Source organism: Pseudomonas sp., assembly GCF_033723075.1.
Taxonomy (GTDB): domain Bacteria; phylum Pseudomonadota; class Gammaproteobacteria; order Pseudomonadales; family Pseudomonadaceae; genus Aquipseudomonas.
In genome coordinates, this window is sequence record NZ_JAWVXU010000011.1 from 193,664 (window position 1) to 213,062 (window position 19,399).

The 19,399-nt window shown below is 64.0% G+C and carries 19 protein-coding genes and 1 pseudogene; 10 read left to right on the plus strand and 10 right to left on the minus strand.

Annotated features, from left to right (window positions below; genetic code table 11):
* Positions 1-58 precede the first annotated feature (58 nt).
* The 6 genes from R3355_RS14915 to R3355_RS14940 all read left to right on the plus strand — a co-directional run bounded on the left by R3355_RS14915 (position 59) and on the right by R3355_RS14940 (position 5,464).
* Positions 59-1,063, plus strand: coding sequence for a permease (locus R3355_RS14915; protein ID WP_318961884.1), 1,005 nt, complete (start codon positions 59-61; stop codon positions 1,061-1,063).
* An 18-nt stretch (positions 1,064-1,081) separates the two neighbouring features.
* Entirely contained in the window at positions 1,082-1,318 is a 237-nt protein-coding gene (locus tag R3355_RS14920; protein ID WP_318961885.1) for a thioredoxin family protein, read from the plus strand.
* A 65-nt stretch (positions 1,319-1,383) separates the two neighbouring features.
* Entirely contained in the window at positions 1,384-2,337 is a 954-nt protein-coding gene (locus R3355_RS14925; protein WP_318948597.1) for a DnaJ C-terminal domain-containing protein, read from the plus strand.
* 3 nt (positions 2,338-2,340) lie between these two features.
* Entirely contained in the window at positions 2,341-2,640 is a 300-nt protein-coding gene (locus R3355_RS14930) for a chaperone modulator CbpM (RefSeq protein WP_318948598.1), read from the plus strand.
* A 285-nt stretch (positions 2,641-2,925) separates the two neighbouring features.
* Positions 2,926-4,086, plus strand: a complete 1,161-nt coding sequence (gene arsB, locus R3355_RS14935; protein WP_318961886.1) for an ACR3 family arsenite efflux transporter — start codon at positions 2,926-2,928, stop codon at positions 4,084-4,086.
* Between the two features lies 1 nt (position 4,087).
* Positions 4,088-5,464, plus strand: a complete 1,377-nt coding sequence (locus R3355_RS14940) for a hypothetical protein (protein ID WP_318961887.1) — start codon at positions 4,088-4,090, stop codon at positions 5,462-5,464.
* 143 nt (positions 5,465-5,607) lie between these two features.
* On the opposite strand, the gene arsJ is transcribed toward R3355_RS14940, so the two are convergent.
* The 7 genes from arsJ to R3355_RS14975 all read right to left on the minus strand — a co-directional run bounded on the left by arsJ (position 5,608) and on the right by R3355_RS14975 (position 10,411).
* Complete coding sequence (arsJ, locus tag R3355_RS14945; protein WP_318961888.1) at positions 5,608-6,837, minus strand: organoarsenical effux MFS transporter ArsJ; 1,230 nt, start codon at positions 6,835-6,837, stop codon at positions 5,608-5,610.
* Between the two features lie 144 nt (positions 6,838-6,981).
* Positions 6,982-7,986, minus strand: coding sequence for an ArsJ-associated glyceraldehyde-3-phosphate dehydrogenase (locus tag R3355_RS14950; RefSeq protein WP_318961889.1), 1,005 nt, complete (start codon positions 7,984-7,986; stop codon positions 6,982-6,984).
* Positions 7,987-8,010: 24 nt separating this feature from the next.
* A complete protein-coding gene (locus tag R3355_RS14955; protein ID WP_318961890.1) occupies positions 8,011-8,343 on the minus strand; it encodes a YnfA family protein in 333 nt (110 codons plus the stop codon).
* Between the two features lies 1 nt (position 8,344).
* Positions 8,345-8,839, minus strand: a complete 495-nt coding sequence (locus tag R3355_RS14960; protein WP_318961891.1) for a tyrosine-protein phosphatase — start codon at positions 8,837-8,839, stop codon at positions 8,345-8,347.
* A gap of 35 nt (positions 8,840-8,874) precedes the next feature.
* Positions 8,875-9,591: an arsenical resistance protein ArsH gene (gene arsH, locus R3355_RS14965; protein ID WP_318948605.1), complete on the minus strand. Its 717-nt coding sequence runs from the start codon at positions 9,589-9,591 to the stop codon at positions 8,875-8,877.
* A 26-nt stretch (positions 9,592-9,617) separates the two neighbouring features.
* Positions 9,618-9,974 (minus strand): metalloregulator ArsR/SmtB family transcription factor, encoded by a 357-nt coding sequence (locus R3355_RS14970; RefSeq protein ID WP_318961892.1) that lies wholly within the window; start codon positions 9,972-9,974, stop codon positions 9,618-9,620.
* Positions 9,975-9,997: 23 nt separating this feature from the next.
* The gene (locus R3355_RS14975) at positions 9,998-10,411 is read right to left on the minus strand and encodes an arsenate reductase ArsC (protein WP_318961893.1); all 414 of its coding nucleotides are present in this window, start codon (positions 10,409-10,411) and stop codon (positions 9,998-10,000) included.
* A 176-nt stretch (positions 10,412-10,587) separates the two neighbouring features.
* Between R3355_RS14975 and R3355_RS14980 the strand changes: the two genes are divergently transcribed.
* Positions 10,588-10,953, plus strand: coding sequence for a winged helix-turn-helix domain-containing protein (locus R3355_RS14980; RefSeq protein ID WP_318961894.1), 366 nt, complete (start codon positions 10,588-10,590; stop codon positions 10,951-10,953).
* A 132-nt stretch (positions 10,954-11,085) separates the two neighbouring features.
* On the opposite strand, the gene malE is transcribed toward R3355_RS14980, so the two are convergent.
* The 3 genes from malE to R3355_RS14995 all read right to left on the minus strand — a co-directional run bounded on the left by malE (position 11,086) and on the right by R3355_RS14995 (position 14,925).
* Positions 11,086-12,363, minus strand: coding sequence for a maltose/maltodextrin ABC transporter substrate-binding protein MalE (gene malE / locus R3355_RS14985; RefSeq protein ID WP_318961895.1), 1,278 nt, complete (start codon positions 12,361-12,363; stop codon positions 11,086-11,088).
* A 103-nt stretch (positions 12,364-12,466) separates the two neighbouring features.
* Positions 12,467-13,390, minus strand: coding sequence for a MalM family protein (locus R3355_RS14990; RefSeq protein ID WP_318961896.1), 924 nt, complete (start codon positions 13,388-13,390; stop codon positions 12,467-12,469).
* 263 nt (positions 13,391-13,653) lie between these two features.
* Positions 13,654-14,925 (minus strand): maltoporin, encoded by a 1,272-nt coding sequence (locus tag R3355_RS14995; protein ID WP_318961897.1) that lies wholly within the window; start codon positions 14,923-14,925, stop codon positions 13,654-13,656.
* Positions 14,926-15,441: 516 nt separating this feature from the next.
* Between R3355_RS14995 and R3355_RS15000 the strand changes: the two genes are divergently transcribed.
* From R3355_RS15000 to R3355_RS24405, 3 genes and pseudogenes are all read left to right on the plus strand, one after another.
* A complete protein-coding gene (locus tag R3355_RS15000) occupies positions 15,442-17,103 on the plus strand; it encodes a glucan 1,4-alpha-maltotetraohydrolase domain-containing protein (protein WP_318961898.1) in 1,662 nt (553 codons plus the stop codon).
* 1,086 nt (positions 17,104-18,189) lie between these two features.
* Positions 18,190-18,345: pseudogene (locus R3355_RS24400) on the plus strand (HAMP domain-containing protein); the annotation flags it as partial.
* A gap of 129 nt (positions 18,346-18,474) precedes the next feature.
* Complete coding sequence (locus tag R3355_RS24405; protein ID WP_413243523.1) at positions 18,475-19,200, plus strand: methyl-accepting chemotaxis protein; 726 nt, start codon at positions 18,475-18,477, stop codon at positions 19,198-19,200.
* The last annotated feature ends 199 nt before the right edge of the window (positions 19,201-19,399 follow it).

The following is a 19,399-nucleotide window of genomic DNA, read 5'->3' on the forward strand; positions in this document are numbered from 1 at the left end:
ATGCTCAACCCCGTGAGGGTTACAAGCGCGGGTCAGCCAATGCAGTAGAGGATTGCTGATGGCGTTTTTTGCCTGGTTGAATGATCAATTGCTGCGCATGGACTGGCTGTCCTATCTGGTACGCCTGCTGCTGGAGGATGGTTTTGGCCTGGATACGCTGAGCCGGGTTGGCGCCAGCCTGCATTTCTTCATCTACGACGTGATCAAGATCTTCATCCTGCTCGCGGTGCTGATCTTCAGCATCTCCTGGGTGCAGAGCTATTTTCCGCCGGAACGTACGCGGCTGATTCTCGGGCGCATGCGGGGTGTGCGTGCCAATTTGATGGGCGCGCTGCTTGGCACCATCACGCCGTTCTGTTCGTGCTCGTCGATTCCCTTGTTTATCGGCTTTACCGGCTCGGGATTGCCGTTGGGGGTGACCTTTTCCTTCCTGATATCTTCGCCCCTGGTCGATCTGGCTTCGGTAATCCTGCTGGCCAGCATCTTCAACTGGTCGATTGCCCTCGCCTATGTGCTGGTCGGCATCGTCCTGGCGGTGCTCGGTGGCAGCCTGATCAGTCAGGCCAGAATGGAGCGTTATGTCGAAGGCTTCGTGTTGCACAGCAAAGTACTCGACCTGCCGCCGACGCAACTGACGCGGCGTGACCGCCTGCAGTTCGCCTGGGAACAGGTGGCCGATGTGTTCAGCCGGGTCTGGCTGTACGTGCTGATTGGCGTGGGCATAGGCGCCGCTATCCACAACTGGATTCCGCAAGAGCTGATCAGCACCTTGATCGGCGAGGACAACTGGTGGTCGGTGCCGCTGGCCACGCTGGTCGGTGTGCCCATGTATGCCGATATCTTCGGCACACTGCCGATTGCCGAGGCGCTGGTGGCCAAGGGCGTTGGCCTCGGCACGGCGCTGGCCTTCATGATGGCGGTGACGGCGCTGTCGCTACCGTCGCTGATCATGCTCAAGAAAGTAGTCAAAGGGCCGCTGCTGGCGCTGTTTTTCAGCATCGTGCTGGTGGGCATCGTGTTGATCGGCTATCTGTTCAACAGCTTTGCCTATTTGTTCATCTAATCTGCAAGGTGCACCGCGATGATTATCAAGATTCTCGGTAGTGGCTGTAAGAAGTGCGTCACCCTGAATGAGAACACTCATCAGGCATTGAGCAATCTTGGCCTGCAGGCAGAGGTGCTCAAGGTCACCGACTTCGCCGAAATCGCCGCCTATGGGGTCATGTCGACGCCCGCTCTGGCGATCGACGACCAGGTGGTGTCGGTTGGCAAGGTGCTGACGGCCGGCGAGATAGCGGCCTTCCTGCAAGCCCGCTGATGCCGGTCGTCAGCTAGCGCAATCGAGTACGCTCAAGTCATCAACCAGCAGGGGAGCGCGATCCATTGGAATTCAAGGATTACTACCAGGTGCTCGGCCTGGACAAGAGTGCCAGCGCGGATGAGATCAAGAAGACCTACCGCAAGCTGGCGCGCAAATATCATCCGGATGTGAGCAAGGAGGCGGATGCCGAGCTGCGCATGAAGGATGTCAACGAGGCCTACGCGGTACTGGGCGACCTGGAAAAGCGCGCGGCCTACGATCAGCTCGGCAGCCGCTACCGCGATGGCCAGGAGTTCCAGCCGCCACCGAATTGGGACGCCGGCTTCGAGTTTTCCGGTGCCGATTTCTCCGGCGCCGACATGGGCGACTATAGCGACTTTTTTGCCAATCTGTTTGGTCAGGCTGCTGCCGGTCAGGCAGGTCGCGGCGGGCGTGCCGGGCCGCGGCCAAGGCGCGGTGAGGATCACCACGCCAAGATCGTCATCGACCTGCGCGATGCCTATCAGGGCGCGCCGCGCACCATCACCCTGCGTGGTGCGCGGGCCGATGCCCAGGGCCGCGTGAGCATGCAGGAGCACAGCCTCAGCGTGCAGATCCCCAAGGGCGTCAAGGAGGGCCAGCACATCCGCCTGGCTGGCCAGGGCAGTCCGGGTAGCGGCGGCAGCGCGGCGGGGGATCTGTTTCTTGAGGTGCATTTCAAGCCGGATCCGCACTACCGGGTGGACGGCCGTGATGTTTATCTGAGCCTGCCGGTAACACCCTGGGAAGCCGCCCTGGGCGCCAGCATCGAGGCGCCCACACCCTCCGGCAAGGTGCAGGTGAAAATACCCGCCAACTCGCAAAGTGGCCGCAAATTGCGCCTCAAGGGCCGCGGCATTCCCGGTGAGCCGGCGGGCGATCTGTATCTGCTGCTGGAGATCGCGCTGCCGCCTGCCGACACCGACAAGGCGCGGCAGCTGTATGAAATGATGGCGCGGGAGATGGCCTTCAACCCGCGTCTGGCCATGGGAGTCTGAGCCATGCCACAGATTGAAATTGTCACCGGCGTTGTGCTGGATGAAGTTGACCTCGATGAGTTGGCCCGGGCCTGCTCGGTCGATGCATTGTGGATCGTCGAGCGGGTAGAGGCCGGGTTGCTCTGCGAAACAGCCCAGCCGCAGCGCTTCAGCAGTGCCGAATTGCTCCGCGCCCGGCGCCTGCTGGCAATCGAGCGCGATTTCGACGCAAACCCCGAACTGGCCGCCCTGGTGGTGGATTTGATCGAGGAAGTCGGGCGGCTCAAGGGCCGACTCAGGGCGGCGGGCATCGACGACAAGTAGCGGGCATCGACGACAAGTAGTAGCGGCCGGCGTGCTCGAGCGTAGGCCTGTACTCGCGTGCGCAACGCCGCTCATCAAGTTGATCGAACCTGTGCCCTGTTATGTCGCCGGCCGAAAGTATTCAAACCTGTACTGAATTCAGCCATTCAATAGTTATTGGGGAGTCAAAGTGAAGTCTGTCCACGTATTCGATTCTGCGCGCCACGCAGTGATCCAGCGGTTCAAGCTCGAGTCGGAGGGCAGCCAACATCGGCGTGCGCAGGCGCGCGTGGAGGAGGTCCTGGGATGAGTACCACCCAGCCAATCGGCTTTTTCGAGCGTTACCTGTCCATCTGGGTGGCGCTCTGTATTGTCGCTGGCATTGGCCTGGGCAGCTTGTTGCCGCGGCTGTTCCAGACCATGGCCGGTTATGAGTACGGTTCGGTCAATTTCATCGTCGCGGTGCTGATCTGGCTGATGGTCTACCCGATGATGGTGTCGGTGGACTTCTCCAGCCTCAAACGCATTCATGAACGGCCGAAGGGGCTGATCATCACCCTCACGGTCAATTGGCTGATCAAGCCCTTCACCATGGCCGGCCTGGGGGTGTTGTTCTTTCACTACTTGTTTATCGACCTGATCGACCCTGCCGATGCCAGCCAGTACATCGCCGGCCTGATCCTGCTCGGCGCTGCGCCCTGTACCGCCATGGTGTTCGTCTGGTCGCAACTGACCCGTGGCGATGCCACCTACACCCTGGTCCAGGTGGCGTTGAACGACGTGATCATGATCTTCGCCTTCGCGCCCCTGGTCGCCCTGCTGCTCGGGGTCACCGATATCGAGGTGCCCTGGGCGACACTGCTGCTGTCCGTCGGGCTCTATGTGTTGATTCCGCTGATCGCCGGGGTGCTCACCCGGCTGAAACTCAGTGCCGACGCCGGTACAGCCGTTGAGGCAGAGCAGGCGGTCACTCGCTTCACCGCTCGGGTAAAGCCCCTGTCGGTGCTCGGCCTGCTCGGCACCGTGGTGCTGCTGTTCGGTTTTCAGGGACAGATCATTCTCGATCAGCCGCTGCTGATTGCCCTGATTGCCGTGCCGCTGCTGATTCAGTCCTATGGCATTTTCGCCATCGCCTACGTGGCGGCACGCGCCTGGAAAGTGCCTTTCAATGTGGCGGCGCCCTGCGCCCTGATCGGTACCTCGAATTTCTTCGAGCTGGCGGTCGCGGTGGCGATTGGTCTGTTCGGCCTCAATTCCGGCGCCGCCCTGGTCACAGTGGTCGGCGTGCTGGTGGAAGTGCCGGTGATGCTGTCGCTGGTGGCCTTCGCCAACCGCACCCGGGGTTGGTTCCCGGAGGCGGCGCCGATCTGCGCGGCGGCAGCTGCCTCTCAATCTGCAGCACCCCAAGCAGCAGAGCAGTTGCACGCCGGAACACCTGTCAACCAATCCCAGCCCCGCGGAAACTGATATGCCCAAGTCGCTGCTACCCCTGTGTGATAACGACGCGACCTATCTCGGGGCGGCTAGCGCTGCGGCAGCCCTGGCCGGGGTTTCGATCGAGACGCTGAACAGCCGCTGCTTCTGCATCAGCCTGGACCGCGAGGCGTTGCGCGGCGCCCTGGAGTCGACCCTGGGCCAGCCGGGCCTGTTCGAACTGGTGCAGCAGCGTTGCCCCTATCTGTTCGCCGCCCATCCGGTGTTTATCGCCCCGGCGCACTTGCAGCGCATGGCCGAGGTGGTGCGTGCCGTCGAGTCGGTGGTGGCCCTGCCGGCCTATCGCGAACTGGTGTTGGCGCGTTCGCCGGCCATTGCCCGGCATGCTCCGGGCGACGCCAAGGGGGTGTTCTTCGGTTACGACTTCCATGTCACCGAAGGCGGTTTCGGCCTGATCGAGATCAACAGCAATGCCGGCGGGGCGATGCTCAATGCGGTGCTGGCGCGGGCGCAACGGGCCTGCTGCCCGGCCATCGAACAGCTGCTGCCGCCGGCGCTACGGGCCGAGACCCTGGAGGCCGGAATCGTCGCCATGTTCCGGCAGGAATGGGCCTTGGCTGGCAATCAACGGCCGCTACGCAGTATCGCCATCGTCGACGAGGCGCCGCAGCAGCAGTACCTGTACCCGGAGTTTCTGCTGTTTCAGCAGCTGTTCCAGCGCCATGGATTGCAGGCGGTGATCGCCGACCCTTCCGAGTTGAGCTTGAAAAATGGCGTGCTCTGGCATGGCGAACTGGCCATCGATCTGGTCTACAACCGCCTGACCGATTTCGCGCTGGAAGCCCCGGCCAATGCCGTGCTGCATCAGGCCTATCTCGAGCACGCCAGCCTGCTCACGCCGCACCCGCAAGCCCATGCCCTGTATGCCGACAAGCGCAACCTGGCGCTGCTCTGCGACGCCAGTCAGCTTCAGGCGCTCGGCGTTTGCGCGGAAACTCAGCAATTGTTCTTGGCGGCCATTCCGCATACCGAGGTGGTCGAGCCGGCCAATGCCGAGCGCCTGTGGCGCGAGCGCAAGCGGCTGTTCTTCAAGCCCTGCGCCGGTTATGGCAGCCGCGCCGCCTACCGTGGCGACAAGCTGACCCAACGCGTGTGGCAGGAGATTCTTGCCGGCGACTACGTGGCCCAGGCCCTGGTGCTGCCGGGGCAACGGGTGATGGCCAGCGATACCCCGGCGCTGAAATTCGATGTGCGCGACTATGCCTACGACGGCGCGGTGCAGTGGGTGGCGGCGCGCCTGTACCAGGGCCAGACCACGAACTTCCGCACCCCGGGCGGAGGTTTTGCCCCGGTCTATCCGGGACCTGAGAACCTGTCTACGACCTGCTGTGCGCCGGCCATACCGCGTTAAAAACAGCCTCGGAATGCTCATTTACAGCTCGTAAAGTCGAATGCGACCCCAGTGGCTTCCTCGGCTGTTTTTGCCTTGTCTGGCTCTAGCTCGCGAGGTCGTAAACAGATTCTGAGGGTGGTTGTGGGGCGGGCTGTGACTGATCAGCGCGCTGGCGTCTGCTCAGCATGCCTGGGCAGCCCCAGGGAAATCAGCGCGGCGAGCAGGACGAAGGCCGAGGAAATCCACAGGCACGCCTCCAGCCCGTAAGCCTGATAGACCCAGCCCGAGAGCAGGGTGCCGAGCAAGCGGCCCATGGCGTTGGACATGTAGTAGAAACCTACGTCCAGCGATACGCCGTCTTCCTTGGCGTAGCTGACGATCAGGTAGCTGTGCAGCGAGGAGTTCACCGCGAACAGCGCGCCGAAGACCAGCAGACCGCCGAGCAATACCCAGTGCGCCGATAGCTCGCTGTACAAGCCGAGGGCGATCGCCGCCGGCAGCCCCGCCAGCAAGGCGGCCCAGACGAAGGCGGCGCGGCCATCCGGCACCTGGCCGCGGGCCTTGCCGGTGATCGCTGGGGCGAAGGACTGGACCAGGCCGTAGCCGATCACCCAGGCGGCGAGAAAACCGCCGACCATCCAGAAGTCCCAGCCAAACACACTGGACAGGTACACCGGCAACGCCACCACGAACCAGACGTCTCGCGCGCCGAACAGGAACAAGCGCGCGGCCGAGAGGATATTGATCGCCCGGCTTTTCGACAGGATGTCGCGGAACCTGGGTTTGGCCTTGGCCTTGCCCAGATCCTTTTTCAGCAGCAACAGGCTGGCCAGCCAGATCAGCGCCAGCAGCGCCGCCATCACTAGTAGCGCGCCGCGAAAACCGAGCAGGGCGAGCAGGGCGCCGCCGAGGAAGAACCCCACGCCCTTGAGCGCATTCTTCGAGCCGGTGAGGATCGCCACCCACTTGTACAGGGTGCCCTGCTGGTTGTCCGGCACCAGCAACTTGATCGAGCTCTTGGCGCTCATCTTGTTCAGGTCTTTGGCGATGCCCGACATGGCCTGGGCGCCCATTACCCAGGGGATGCTCAGCCAGGGGGCCGGTACCGTGAGCATCAGCAAGGCGGCCACCTGCAGGCCCAGGCCGATATTCATGGTGCGATTGAGGCCCAGGCGTGCGCCCAGATAACCGCCGACCAGGTTGGTGATCACGCCGAAGATTTCGTAGAACAGAAACAGTGCGGCGATCTGCAGCGGCGTATAGCCGAGGCTATGGAAATGCAGCACCACCAGCATGCGCAAGGCGCCGTCGGTGAGGGTGAAGGCCCAGTAGTTGCCGGTCACCAACAGGTATTGACGGACGCCGGGCGAGAGCGTGGAGAGGGCAGGCATGGTGTTATCCAGTGAGCGCGGCTTCGGATCGTAGGGTGCGCCATGCGCACCATGGCGCGGTGGTTGGTGCGCGCGGCGCACCCTAGGTAGACCTGGATCAGGTTTTGTTGTGGTGGATGGCTATGGTCAGGCCCAGCCCAGGTATCAGTGAGCCAAACCGACCAGTCGAGCCAGCTCCACGGTGCGGTTGGCGTAGGCCCATTCGTTGTCGTACCAGGCGTACAGCTTGACCTGGGTGCCGTTGACCACCATGGTCGAGAGCGCATCGATGATCGAGGAGCGCGGGTCGGTGCGGTAGTCGATCGATACCAGCGGACGCTCCTCGTAACCGAGGATGTCCTTCAAGGAGCCGGCCGCGGCCGCCTTGAACAGGGCATTGACCTCATCCACCGTGGTGGCGCGCTCGACTTCGAACACGCAGTCGGTCAGCGAGGCGTTGGCCAGCGGCACGCGTACGGCATGGCCGTTCAGCTTGCCGCGCAGCTCGGGGAAGATCTCGGCAATCGCGGTAGCCGAACCGGTGCTGGTGGGGATCAGACTCATGCTGCAGGCGCGAGCGCGGCGCAGATCCTTGTGCGGCTGATCGAGGATGCTCTGGGTGTTGGTCAGGTCGTGAATGGTGGTGATCGAACCGTGGCGGATGCCGAGGTTCTCGTGGATCACCTTGACCACCGGCGCCAGGCAGTTGGTGGTGCAGGACGCGGCGGTGACGATGCGGTGCAGGGCCGGGTCGAACAGGTCCTGATTGACGCCCATGACGATATTCAGCGCGCCGGCTTCCTTCACCGGGGCGCTGACCACCACGCGCTTGACCCCTTGCTCAAGGTAACCCTGCAGCACCGCGACGGTCTTCATCTTGCCGCTGGCTTCGATCACCAGGTCGCAGCCGCTCCAGTCGGTGTCGGCGATGGCTTTGTTGGCCGTGACCTGGATGCGCTTGCCGTCGACCAGGATGGCGTCGCCGTCGCTGCCGGCTTCATGCTGCCAGCGGCCGTGCACAGAATCGAAATTCAGCAGGTGCGCGTGGGTGGCCGCGTCGCCGGCCGGGTCGTTGATCTGTACGAATTCCAGCTGCGGCCAGTCCCAGGCGGCGCGCAAGGCCAGGCGGCCGATGCGACCGAAACCGTTGATGCCTACTTTGATAGCCATAGACGAACTCCCTCCAGAAAGTGATTAAATATTGCGCGGCGCAAACATAATGATTGTCATACCCAGGATGGCCACCCCGGCCCCCAGCAGGTCCCAATGGGTCGGGCGGATGCCATCCACCAGCCACAACCAGATGATTGCCATCGCCACATAAACCCCACCGTAGGCGGCATATACCCGCCCGGCGGCGACCGGGTGTAAGGTCAACAGCCAGGCGAACAGCGCCAGCGCGGCTGCAGCCGGCAGCAGCAACCAGATGCTCTTGCCCTGCTTGAGCCACAGGTAGGGAAGATAGCAGCCGATGATCTCGGCCAATGCCGTCAGCGCAAACAGGCCCAGGGTATTGAGCATGCCCATCTCAATTGCCGAACTGGGCGATCCAGCCCGCATGGGCCGGATGCTGGATGGCTTTCGGGCGTAGCGCCTGCACCAGGCTGATGGCCTCGCTACGGGCAATGCCCTGATCGATCAGGATGCGCGCGGCAATCAGCCCGGTACGCCCGGAGCCGCCCTTGCAGTGAATGGCGATAGCGCGGTCGGCGGCCAACAGTTGGCGAATCTGCCCGATGGACGCTTCCCAGGCAGCGTCGAAATCGGCCAATGGCACCTGTTCATCGGCCACCGGCAGATGCAGCCAGGTCAGCCCCGCCTCGGAGCACTGGGCGGGCAGCTCGGCGGCGCCATTGAGTTCAAGTTCTGCGCTCGGCATTAGGGTGATCACAGCCTCGGCACCGGCCTGCTTGAGCGTGCTCAGGGCGCTGGCAATGCTGCTGTCCTTGAGGCCTGGGCAGGGGGTGAAGATCAGCCGGTCTGAGCTGCCGGGAATGCTGAGTGCGTCAAACGGATGGGGCATGCTGAATAATCCTGGGATGTCAGATGGACGTTTGATCAGATGGACACTTGATTGACGCGTTTCGACAGTTGCTCGGCCGACTCCTTGCGCTCGGAGTAGCGATCCACCAGATAATCCTGGCGCTCACGCAGCAGCAGGGTGAACTTGACCAGCTCTTCCATCACGTCCACCAGCCGATCATAGAAAGATGACGGTTTCATCCGCCCATCGGCGTCGAACTCGAGAAAGGCCTTGGGCACCGAGGACTGGTTGGGGATGGTGAACATGCGCATCCAGCGGCCCAACACACGCAGCTGGTTGACCACGTTGAACGACTGCGAGCCGCCGCACACCTGCAGCACCGCCAGGGTCTTGCCCTGGGTCGGGCGTAGCGCGCCGATGGCCAGCGGCACCCAGTCGATCTGCGCCTTGAATACCGCGCTCATCGAGCCGTGGCGCTCCGGCGAACACCACACCTGGCCTTCCGACCACTGCATCAGTTCACGCAGTTCCTGCACCTTGGGATGGCTGTCCGGCGCGTCATCCGGCAGGGGCAAGCCGGCGGGGTCGAATACCCGCGTCTCGGCGCCGAAGCGTTGCAGCAGGCGCGCGGCTTCTTCAACCAGCAGGCGGCTGAACGAGCGCTCACGGTTCGAGCCGTAGAGCAGCAGGATGCGTGGCGGGTGGTTGAGCGTCCGCTCGCTGCCGAATTTTTCCAGGGTTGGCAGTTCGACCAACTCTGTATCCAGATTGGGCAGGTGATTGTCGTCCATCAATTCACTCCAGTGGCGTGGCGGTTTCAGCAGCAGGCGGCGAGGCGCGCGGGCCGCTCACCCATGCCGTCGAGGCGTTTGGCGTCGGGGCTGAGCCAATGCCGGTTGGCGCCCAGGGTGGTGTCCAGCACGGCGCTCACCCAGTCCGGCAGGTTGGGGTGCAGGCGGTAATACACCCACTGGCCCTGGCGCCGATCCGCCAGCAGGCCGCAGGTGCGCAATTGCGCCAGGTGACGGGAAACCTTGGGCTGGCTTTCGTCCAGCGCGCAGGTCAGCTCGCAGACGCACAGCTCTTGTTCCCGGGTGATCAGCAGCATCAGGCGTACGCGGGTTTCATCGGCCAGGCATTTGAAGACGCTGGTCGGGGTCAGCTGTTCTGCCATTGCGGCCCTCATTGTTGCGGCCCTCATCGTTTGGTTTTTACCAACACGAACATCTTGATCCGTTCATGGATCTCATGCAGGCAGTGGCGGAAGGCGTCCGGTTTGTCGCTGGTTACCGGATCTTCGAAGTTCCAGGCGAGCTTCTCGCCGCTGAACTCGAGGTGTTCGCATTCCTGGGCCGATTTATCGCACAAGCTGATGATGTATTCGAATTCATCGGCGCGGAATTCGTCGAGCGACTTGCTGCGCAAACCCTGGGTGTCGACGCCCAGGTGCTGCAAGGCAGCGAGGGTGCGCGGGTCGACTGCAGTGGGTGCGCTACCGGCACTGAAGGCGGCGAAGTTTTCCGGATCGGTGTGCCTGAGCAGTGCCTCGGCCAGTTGCGAGCGGGCAGCATTGGCGACGCAGACGAACAGCACGCGGGTTTGGTAGGCCATTGCAGGGTCTCGATTTATATATGGCTGTCTGAATATACGTTTTATCGTATATGTCGTAAAGCCGAGCGAGCAATCAACCTGGCGTTCGCCCCGTTGCCAATCGCCTGACAGGTGCAAGTGGCAGGTATAGTGCTTGCTGTGAGCGGTTTCTTCCCACCATTAAACACAAGCGCCCCATGCACCGACTCGACCTGAAAATTCGCCTGCACTGTGGCACCGATATCGCCATCGGTCCCGGTAAGGCCGACTTGCTCGAAGCCATCCGCCAGACCGGTTCGATCAGCGCAGCCGCGCGCAGCCTGGGCATGTCCTACCGGCGTGCCTGGCTGCTGGTCGAAACCATGAACCGCTGCTTCACTGCCCCCTTGGTGACCACCCTGGCGGGCGGGCGCCATGGTGGAGGCACCCAGCTGACCGAGCTGGGTGTGCAAGTGCTGCAGCGCTACCGTGAACTCTGCGACCAGGCGTTGGCCGCCGTGCAGGATGGCCTGGATGATCTTGGCGCCTTGTTGGTGGATCCCACGCCAGTGATGACCCGCTAAGCCGCCGACTGGCAATGGCCTGGGTCGGTAATCGTGGGCAATGTCGACGCAGAGGTTGCGTTGGAGGGTTCGCTGGGAACAAAAAAATGGGCGGCCAGTGGCCGCCCAAAATACATCCCTGGAGAGGATTGCTTACTTGATCTGGATACGTTCGAGCAGATAGGCCTTGGCGCTGTCGTCGCCGGCCTGCTGGCGCAGCGGGTAGTGCAGGCGCCGCTGGCCCTGCATGCGCCCGGCGGCGTGCAGGCGCTGGGCGATCTCTTCGAGGGTTGTGGGGATCGGCCGCTGGCCTTGCAGCATGGCATTCAGGCGCGAATCGAACAGGCTCCAGAAGCGCTTCATCTCGGGAATGTCCGGCATGATCTCGCCGCTCATGGCCGCCGCGTAAGTGGCGGCGATCAGCGGGGCGTCCTGCCGCTCGGCCATCATCTCCAGGTTGGCCGGCGCACCCAGCGGCTTGTCGGCGTCGATCAGGCGCAGGCCCGCGGCAGTGCTGAGGTAGTGCTCAAGGAAGTTGAGCGCCTGGTCGCGGTGCGGGCTATGGCGATTCAGGGCGGCGGCCTGGATGCCGACGAAGGGCCGTCCCGGCTGCTCGGCACTGGGGCCTGGCACCGCGGCCAGGGCGAAGGGGATTCCGGCGGCGCGCAGCTCGTTCCAGGCCCAGGGACCGTTGACGATCATGGCCACCTCGCCGCGCTTGAAGCCCTCCATCATCGTGCTGTAGTCGCTGGCGCTGTCGAGCACGCCGCTGTCGAGCAGGGCCTTGAGGCGCTGGACGCCGGCGACCGCCGCCGGGCCGGCGATACCCAGGTCGCTCAGGTCGTAGAGGCCCTGGTGCTTGCCGATGCTGTAGGCGCCGCCGGCGTTGATGAACGGCCAGGAAAAGTACAGGTTGCGGTAATCCCAGGCGATGGCGCGCTTGCCCTGGGCGCGCAGCTGGCGATCCAGCGCGACCAGCTGTTCCAGGTCGCGTGGCGGCTGGGCGACCAGCTCGGTGTTGTAGATCAGGCTGACCGCCTCGATGGCCAGCGGGTAGCCGTAGAAATCGCGTCCCGTGCGCAGCGCCTGCCAGGCGAAGTCCGGCGCGCGTTCGCGCGCCTCGGTGCTGGGGGTGAGGGGCGCCAGCAGGTCGGCGTTGATCCAGGAACCGAAGCGGTCATGGGCGAAGATCACGATATCCGGGCCCTGGGCGGTGGCGCCGAGGCGTTCGAAGCGGCTGGCGAGGTCGTCGGGGGCGATGACCTTGACCGGCATGCCAGTGTCGCGGGTGAAGCGTTCGGCAACCTGGCGCAGGCCGTCATGGCCCTTGTCCGGGTTGATCCACAGGGTCAGCGCGTGTTGCTCGAATGCCTGCGCGAGCAGGGGCAGTGACGGCAGCAGCAGGAGTAGGAGGATTATTGTTGTTTTCATCCTGAAGTCTCTTGGTTGGGGAAGGGAAGTGGCTAGCCTCGTTTGCAGGTCAAAAAAAAAGGCGGCCAGCGGCCGCCCGACATGCATCCCTGGAGAGGGTTGCTTACTTGATCTGGATACGCTCGAGCAGGTAAGCCTTGGCACTGTCGTCACCGACCCGTGCGGCTTCGTCAGCCAGGCGCAGGGCGCGTTCCAAGTCCTGGCTGGCCAATGCGGCGTCGATGCCCTGGCGGTAGTAGGCCTGGGTTTCCGGCAGCACGGCCGGCGCAGGCACGCTGGGGACCTGATTGCCCATTTCCATGCCGATGCTACGCGGCGGCACGTAGCTGTTGGCCTGCTGGCCACCACTCTGATCCTCGAGCAGCACCAGCTTGATGATGCCTTCCGGCGCGTGCTTGGCCATCAGGTCGGGAATATTCGGCGGCTGGTTGCCGCGGGCCTTGGCATAGGCCTTGGCCGGATGCTCGATGATGGTTTTGCCGGCCATCTGCGCGTCGCTGGTATAGAGCACCAGATAGCTTTCGTTGCCGGGGTTGTCCAGGTACAGGCGATCCACTCGCACGCGGGCATCCAGGCTGTCGCCCTTGAGGCCCTGAGCCGGGGCATAGCTGAAGTCTTCCACGCCGAGCAGGCGGGTGGTTTGGAACCGGCTGTCGAGCAGCATGGCGTTGGGTGCCAGCACGGTATCGCCGGCCTGGCTGTACAGGCGGATCTCGAAGGAGCGGCTGTTTTGCGGCAGTTTGAACGCGCGAAAGAAGCTCTTGCCGCTCTTGAACTCGAAGGCCGGGGCGTTTCGATCGATCACCACGTTGCCGCTGAAACCGGGTTCGAGCGGGGTGTAGGGCAGGGTGCCGAGATCACTGCAGCAGTTCGGCGCCGCCTTGAGGGCTTGCACGGCCGAATCCTGGGAAATATTGAGGGGCTCGGGTGCCTGGCTCAGGGCATCGACACGGCGCAGGGAGTCGCCGGCGCAGCCTGTCAGCAGCAGTCCGAGCAGTGCAATGCTGGTTGTTTTGAAATGCGGCATGGTTGTTCCTCTTATTCTGTTCACGCCTGCGAGTCCGGTTCACGCGCCTGGGTGTGGGTGAGCGGCCTCTTGAAAAAGAGCCCCGGCCTGTTGCAGGTCCGGGGCAAAAACTACTGGAGCAGCGTTTGCAGCATCGACCGGCTAATGCCCCCGGATGCAACGGGGACCAGCCAGCGGGGTAGGGTGCGCTGTGCGCAGCAGATGTCCGCAAGCCCAAGTGCCTGCAGCCAATGGTGCGCATGGCGCACCCTACGGGGTTGCTGTTACCACCAGGCCTCGGCCTGCACGCCGAAGGTCAGGCCGTTGTCGTCGCCGACCTCGACCGATTCGCTGGCGGCGTTGTACTTGTCGCCGTCCCACATGGCGTAGGTGGCGAACACGCGGATCTGCGGACGGGCCCAGAAGCTGCTGCCGGCCGACCACTGCTGGGCCAGGGTGATCTTCTTCAGGTCGACGGTGTCGGCACCATCGGCTTGCGGATCGATGCGGTCGTAACCGAATTCCAGGGCGGTGCTCATCACGTTGTCCCACTTGTAGACGGGGCGCACGCCCAAGGACAACCATTCCTGGCCGGAGTCGTTGTCGAAATCCTTGTTCTCGTAAATCTGCACATACATCATTTCGATGTTGTCGCTGAGTGCCACCACGCCCTGGTTGACCAGGCGCTGCATGTCGCCGTCGCTGTTGCCGGTGGTGTTGCGCCCGCTGGAGCCGATGATGCCGTCGGTGCCGTACTGCAGGGCCAGTTTGTTGAAGCCGCCGAACCAGTTGCCCTGGACGTGCTCCACGGTGAGCATGTGGCCTTTCTGGTCCTGGTAGCCCGGATCCTTTTCCTGCAGGTCGGTCAGGTTGGCCTTGCCGAAGTCGTAGCCGAATTCCAGCTTGCCGTCGGTATTGAAGGCGATGTCGTTGAGGCGGAAGTCGAAGGTGTCGTTGGCCACGTTGGTGCCGGTGCCTGATCCCTGGTAGACCCAGTCGCCATCGGTGTTGCGTACCCAGGCGATGTGCGCCTTGGCAAAGCCCAGGTCGATGTTCTCGATGCCGGCGCCGGGACCGGAGACATCCCAGTAGTAGTAGTCGTTGATGTGTACGTCATGGCGCTGGTAGTAGCGCTTGCCGGCCCACAGAGTCGAGCCGGGCAGCATGCTCAGGATGTTCTTGCCCTGCACGTTGAACTGGCGGATCGAGCTGGTGCCGTCGCCGAACGGGTTGTCTTCGCTGTCGGTGGCCTCCCAGTCGTTCTCCTGCCCGGAGACGTAGGCGATCATGCTGTCGACGTAGAAGCTCTGTTCACCTTCCTTCCAGACTTCCTGGCCCAGGCCGATCTCCGCGTAGGTCTCGCACTCGTTGCCCAGGCGGTATTTGGCCGGGGCGCCAGCAGCCTGGAAACAGGCCTGATCGCCGCCGCCACCGGTCGCGCCGATACCGGAGCGCAGGTAGCCATGAAAGTCCACGGCCAGGACCGGGCTGGCCAGCAGCATGGCGGCAAGCAGGGCGCTGGGACGAAACAGCTGTGCAGGTTGGATCTTGTTCATCGTGGGACCTTTTTTTGTTTTTGGATTCAGGGCTGCCGGAGCCTTGCGCACTGCCCGTTAGGGCATTTGCCGGCGGGGTGGGCGTCCTCGTTGGCGTGCCGACGCTCGCCCCGCAGGCTCGACCGCACCAGGGAGTACCGAGGGCGGCGGCTGGGCTAAGCGTCATGGATCGCCCCCTGAGCCACATCCTCCCCGGCAATTTTTTTCAAGGCTGAGTGCCCGGGGCGTAGCGCCGCGCAGGCGGGTAGGGGGTGGGGTGAGACGGCGGCTACGCCTGCCAGCTACGCCGCAAGAAAATGCCCGGGGGAGGTATGGCGCTGGTGAGCGCAGCGCCAAGCTGGTGCGGCTGAGAGGTTGTGAAAAAGCTCCCGCCTACTGCGAACGTTCCCAGGCACCAGCGGCTGACGTTGCGGCGCTCGAACTTTTTACAACCTCCGAGTGGACCCAGGCGTCCGCCCGCGCACCACATCCCCTGTAGTCGGATGCTCTCAACAACTAAAAAAATGGAGCTCTACGATGAAACGATACCTGCGACTTGCCGGGCTGGTCCTGGCATTGACGCCCCTGGCGTACCCCTACGGCAGCCTGCTCGAGGCGGCCGAAGCCGCGGGCAAATCGCCGAATGGCGTGCGCTACCACGGCGGCGACGAAATCATCCTGCAAGGCTTTCACTGGAACGTCGTGCGCTCCGCCCCCAACAACTGGTACAGCACCCTCGCGGGCATGGCTCCAAGCATCGCCGCGGACGGCTTCAGCGCCATCTGGATGCCGGTGCCGTGGCGCGACTTCTCCAGCTGGAGCGACTCCAGCAACGGCACCTCGGGCGGCGGCGAGGGCTACTTCTGGCACGACTTCAACAAGAACGGCCGCTACGGCAGCGACAGCCTGCTCAAGCAGGCCGCCAGCGCGCTGAACGGTGCCGGGGTCAAACCGATCTACGACGTGGTGCCCAACCACATGAACCGCGGCTATCCGGACAAGGAAATCAACCTGCCGGCGGGCCAGGGCCTGTGGCGCAACGATTGCGCTGATCCTGGCAACTACCCCAACGACTGCGACGACGGCGACCGCTTTGTCGGCGGCGATGCCGACCTCAACACCGGACACCCGCAGAACCAGGCGATGTTCCAGCAGGAGTTCGCCAACCTGCGCAACAACTACGGCGGTGCGGGGCTGCGCTTCGATTTCGTCCGTGGCTACGCCGGCGAGCGGGTCGACAGCTGGATGGACCAGACCCACGACGACGGCTTCTGCGTCGGCGAGCTGTGGAAGGCTCCGGGCGAGTACCCGAGCTGGGACTGGCGCAACGGCGCGAGCTGGCAGCAGATCCTCAAGGACTGGTCGGACCGGGCCCAGTGCACCATCTTCGACTTCGCCCTCAAGGAACGCATGCAGAACGGCAGCGTCAGCGACTGGCGGCATGGCCTGAATGGCAACCCCGACCCGCGCTGGCGCGAGGTGGCGGTGACCTTCGTCGACAACCATGACACCGGTTATTCGCCGGGCCAGAACGGCGGCCAGCACCACTGGCCGTTGCCCGATCACCTGCTCAAGCGGGCCTATGCCTATATCCTCGCCAGCCCCGGCACGCCGGTGGTCTACTGGTCGCACATGTATGACTGGGGCTACGGCGACTTTATCCGCCAGCTGATCCAGATCCGTCGTGCGGCGGGGATCAAGGCCGACTCGGCGATCGAGTTCCACACGGGTTTCAGCGGCCTGGTGGCGACCGTCAGCGGTGCGCAGCAGCAACTGCTGATCGCCCTCGACTCCAACCTCGAAGGCCCCGGTCAGGTGGCCAGTGGCAACTTCACCCAGGCGTTGACCAGCGACAACGGTCAGGTGCGCATCTGGCGCACGGACAGCGCTGGCGACGGCGATCTGGTCAGCGTGAGCTTTCGCTGCGACAACGGCCTGACCCAGCCAGGCGACAGCGTCTATGCGGTGGGTAACAGCAGCGAACTGGGCAACTGGAGCCCGGCCGCCGCCGTGCTGCTGAGCGACACCAGTGGCTATCCGACCTGGCGCGGCGCGATCAGCCTGCCCGCGCAGCAGACCTTCGAATGGAAATGCATCATTCGCAATGAAAGCGACCCGACCCTGGTCAAGAGCTGGCAGTCGGGTGCCAACAACAGCCTGACCAGCGCCGCCGGTGCCTCCACCAGCGGTAGCTTCTGAGCCCGCCGGGCCGCCGGGGCAACCCGCCGGCCCGGCCCTTATCGATTGGAGAGAAGGATGTTGTCCTCCCTTGCCAACAGGTTCGCCGCGCTCGAGTTCGGCTTCCTGTCCCGGCTCTACCTGCTTATCGCGGCACTGGCGCTGTTGCTCGTGTTGTTGGGCGGCAGCAGCCTGGCTGCCATCGCCGACCTGCAGGGTAACAGTGAGCGCCTCGCGCACACCGCCGCGCGGCTGCAGGCCAGCCAGAGTTTTTTCAGCGCCCTGCAAGGCCTGACCCAGAATATTTCCGATGCCCTGGGCGCGGAGCGTGCCGAGGATCTCGAGGCGTTCGCCGCCGAGCACCGGCGGCGTGCCGAGCAGGTCGCTGCGCGCCTCGAGCGCATGCGTGGCAGCGGCAGCAGCCCGGACCAGCCGGCCCTGGCGCTGCTGGTGCAGTTGCTGCCGCAGCTGGATGCGCAGAGCCAGGCGCTGCTGCAGGCGCAGCGCCAGTTACTGGAGCGGGTCGACAAGACTGCGGTGGCACTGCGCGACCTGCAGTTGCAGCTGTCGCGCTTCAAGCAGGACTTGCTCAGGGTCCAGTCCACCACCAAGGACGACTATGTGGCCTACTCGCTCAAGCAGTTCATCATTCCCCTGGAACAGGTCGAGGCGTTGGTCTTCGATGCCGTTGGCAGCGCATCGTCGCAGCGCCTGGAGCAGGCCGAGGTCAAGGTCCGGGAGCGCCTGCCGAACCTGCGTGACAAGCTGGGTCGGGTACTCGACGACCTCAAACCGCATCAGGACAGCCGCACCGACTACGCCCACACCTACCTGGGCGAATTTGCCGAGATCGAGCGCAACATACTGCTCGATGGCCAGGGCACCCTGGCCCAGTACGCCGGCTGGCTCGCCGACAAGCAGCGCAACCGCGAGCGCAAGGGCTTGCTGCAGGGTTTGCAGGGGCAGATGGGCGAGCAGGTCGAGCGGCTGATCGAGGCGGGCGAGCGGGACGCCCAGGTCCAACTCGAGCAGGCGCGGGCGACCTACCGCAGCGGTTTCGACCGCCTGCTGTGGCTGGCTGCGCTGTCGCTCGTCATCGCCCTGGGCATGGGTGTGTGGCTCAGTCGCACCATGCGCCGGGCCCTGGGCGTGGTCTCCGGCGCGTTGAACCGGCTGGCCGAGGGCGACCTGCGCGGCCAGTGCGATTACCGCCGCGCGGATGAGTTCGGCCGGGTCGCGGCGGACGTCAACCGGGTCGCCGGCAACCTGCGCGATGCCCTGGCCCGGCTGGGTCACGCCGCCAACGAACAGGACGCCATCGCCCGCAGCAATACCGGTTCCTGCGCCGAGGCACGTCAGGGCCTGGAACAGCAGCGTTCGAGCATCGGTGCGCTGGCGACCAGCCTGACCCAGCTGGAGTCGAGCTTCGCCGAGGTCGCCCGGCATGCCGAAGACACGGCCGAGCGGGTCGGCAGCGTCGAGGATCGGGTGAGCGACGGCAGCCGCATCATGACCGGCACCATTGGCAGCACCCGCGAACTGGCCGAGCAGCTGCAGGGCAGCGTGGACGAAATCGCCAACGTCGAAGCCTTCAGTGCCCAGATCGGGCAGATTCTCGAGGTGATTCGCGGTATCGCCGAGCAGACCAACCTGCTCGCCCTGAATGCCGCGATCGAGGCCGCCCGCGCAGGCGAACAAGGCCGTGGCTTCGCCGTGGTCGCCGATGAGGTGCGCAACCTGGCCCTGCGCACGGCCAGCTCGACCGGGGAGATCCAGTCGCGTATCGAGCGTCTGGTTCAGGGTATCCAGCTGGCGGTGCAGTCGGTGGAGCTGAGCCGCCAGCGCATGCAGGCCAACCTCGCCCAGGTCAGTCAGGCCGATGGCGTGATGCAGCAGATCCGCGAGCAGGTCGGCCATATCGCCGGGATGTCGCGGCAGATCAGCCAGGCCACCGCCCAGCAGCAACAGGCGGCCGAGGAGGTGACGCGCAGCATGCATGCCATTCACGCGGTGGCGGAGTGCAATATGCAGCGTCTCGTCGGCATCAGCGAAACCAGCGTGCGCCAGGCGGCGATGGTCGCCGAACAGCAGGAGTTGTGCGGCCGCTACCTGACCTGAGGTGCAACGCTCGGTGCGCACGGTGTTCAGCCGGGAGACATAGGTAACAGGTGTCGGAAGACATAGGTAACGCATTTAGGCTTACGGAATCTTTCGAATGAAGGGAGTTCGAGCGATGCCGTGGCAGGAGTGCACCACCATGTCGATACGACGCGAATTCGTGTTGTTAGCCGAGCAGCCCCAGAGCAATATTCGAGAG

Coding starts and splice junctions, on each gene's coding strand:
- R3355_RS14915 (WP_318961884.1), top strand. CDS start 59: ATGGCGTTTTTTGCCTGGTTGAATGATCAATTGCTGCGCATGGACTGG.
- R3355_RS14920 (WP_318961885.1), top strand. CDS start 1,082: ATGATTATCAAGATTCTCGGTAGTGGCTGTAAGAAGTGCGTCACCCTG.
- R3355_RS14930 (WP_318948598.1), top strand. CDS start 2,341: ATGCCACAGATTGAAATTGTCACCGGCGTTGTGCTGGATGAAGTTGAC.
- arsB (WP_318961886.1), top strand. CDS start 2,926: ATGAGTACCACCCAGCCAATCGGCTTTTTCGAGCGTTACCTGTCCATC.
- R3355_RS14940 (WP_318961887.1), top strand. CDS start 4,088: ATGCCCAAGTCGCTGCTACCCCTGTGTGATAACGACGCGACCTATCTC.
- arsJ (WP_318961888.1), bottom strand. CDS start 6,837: ATGCCTGCCCTCTCCACGCTCTCGCCCGGCGTCCGTCAATACCTGTTG.
- R3355_RS14950 (WP_318961889.1), bottom strand. CDS start 7,986: ATGGCTATCAAAGTAGGCATCAACGGTTTCGGTCGCATCGGCCGCCTG.
- R3355_RS14955 (WP_318961890.1), bottom strand. CDS start 8,343: ATGGGCATGCTCAATACCCTGGGCCTGTTTGCGCTGACGGCATTGGCC.
- R3355_RS14960 (WP_318961891.1), bottom strand. CDS start 8,839: ATGCCCCATCCGTTTGACGCACTCAGCATTCCCGGCAGCTCAGACCGG.
- arsH (WP_318948605.1), bottom strand. CDS start 9,591: ATGGACGACAATCACCTGCCCAATCTGGATACAGAGTTGGTCGAACTG.
- R3355_RS14970 (WP_318961892.1), bottom strand. CDS start 9,974: ATGGCAGAACAGCTGACCCCGACCAGCGTCTTCAAATGCCTGGCCGAT.
- R3355_RS14975 (WP_318961893.1), bottom strand. CDS start 10,411: ATGGCCTACCAAACCCGCGTGCTGTTCGTCTGCGTCGCCAATGCTGCC.
- R3355_RS14980 (WP_318961894.1), top strand. CDS start 10,588: ATGCACCGACTCGACCTGAAAATTCGCCTGCACTGTGGCACCGATATC.
- malE (WP_318961895.1), bottom strand. CDS start 12,363: ATGAAAACAACAATAATCCTCCTACTCCTGCTGCTGCCGTCACTGCCC.
- R3355_RS14990 (WP_318961896.1), bottom strand. CDS start 13,390: ATGCCGCATTTCAAAACAACCAGCATTGCACTGCTCGGACTGCTGCTG.
- R3355_RS14995 (WP_318961897.1), bottom strand. CDS start 14,925: ATGAACAAGATCCAACCTGCACAGCTGTTTCGTCCCAGCGCCCTGCTT.
- R3355_RS15000 (WP_318961898.1), top strand. CDS start 15,442: ATGAAACGATACCTGCGACTTGCCGGGCTGGTCCTGGCATTGACGCCC.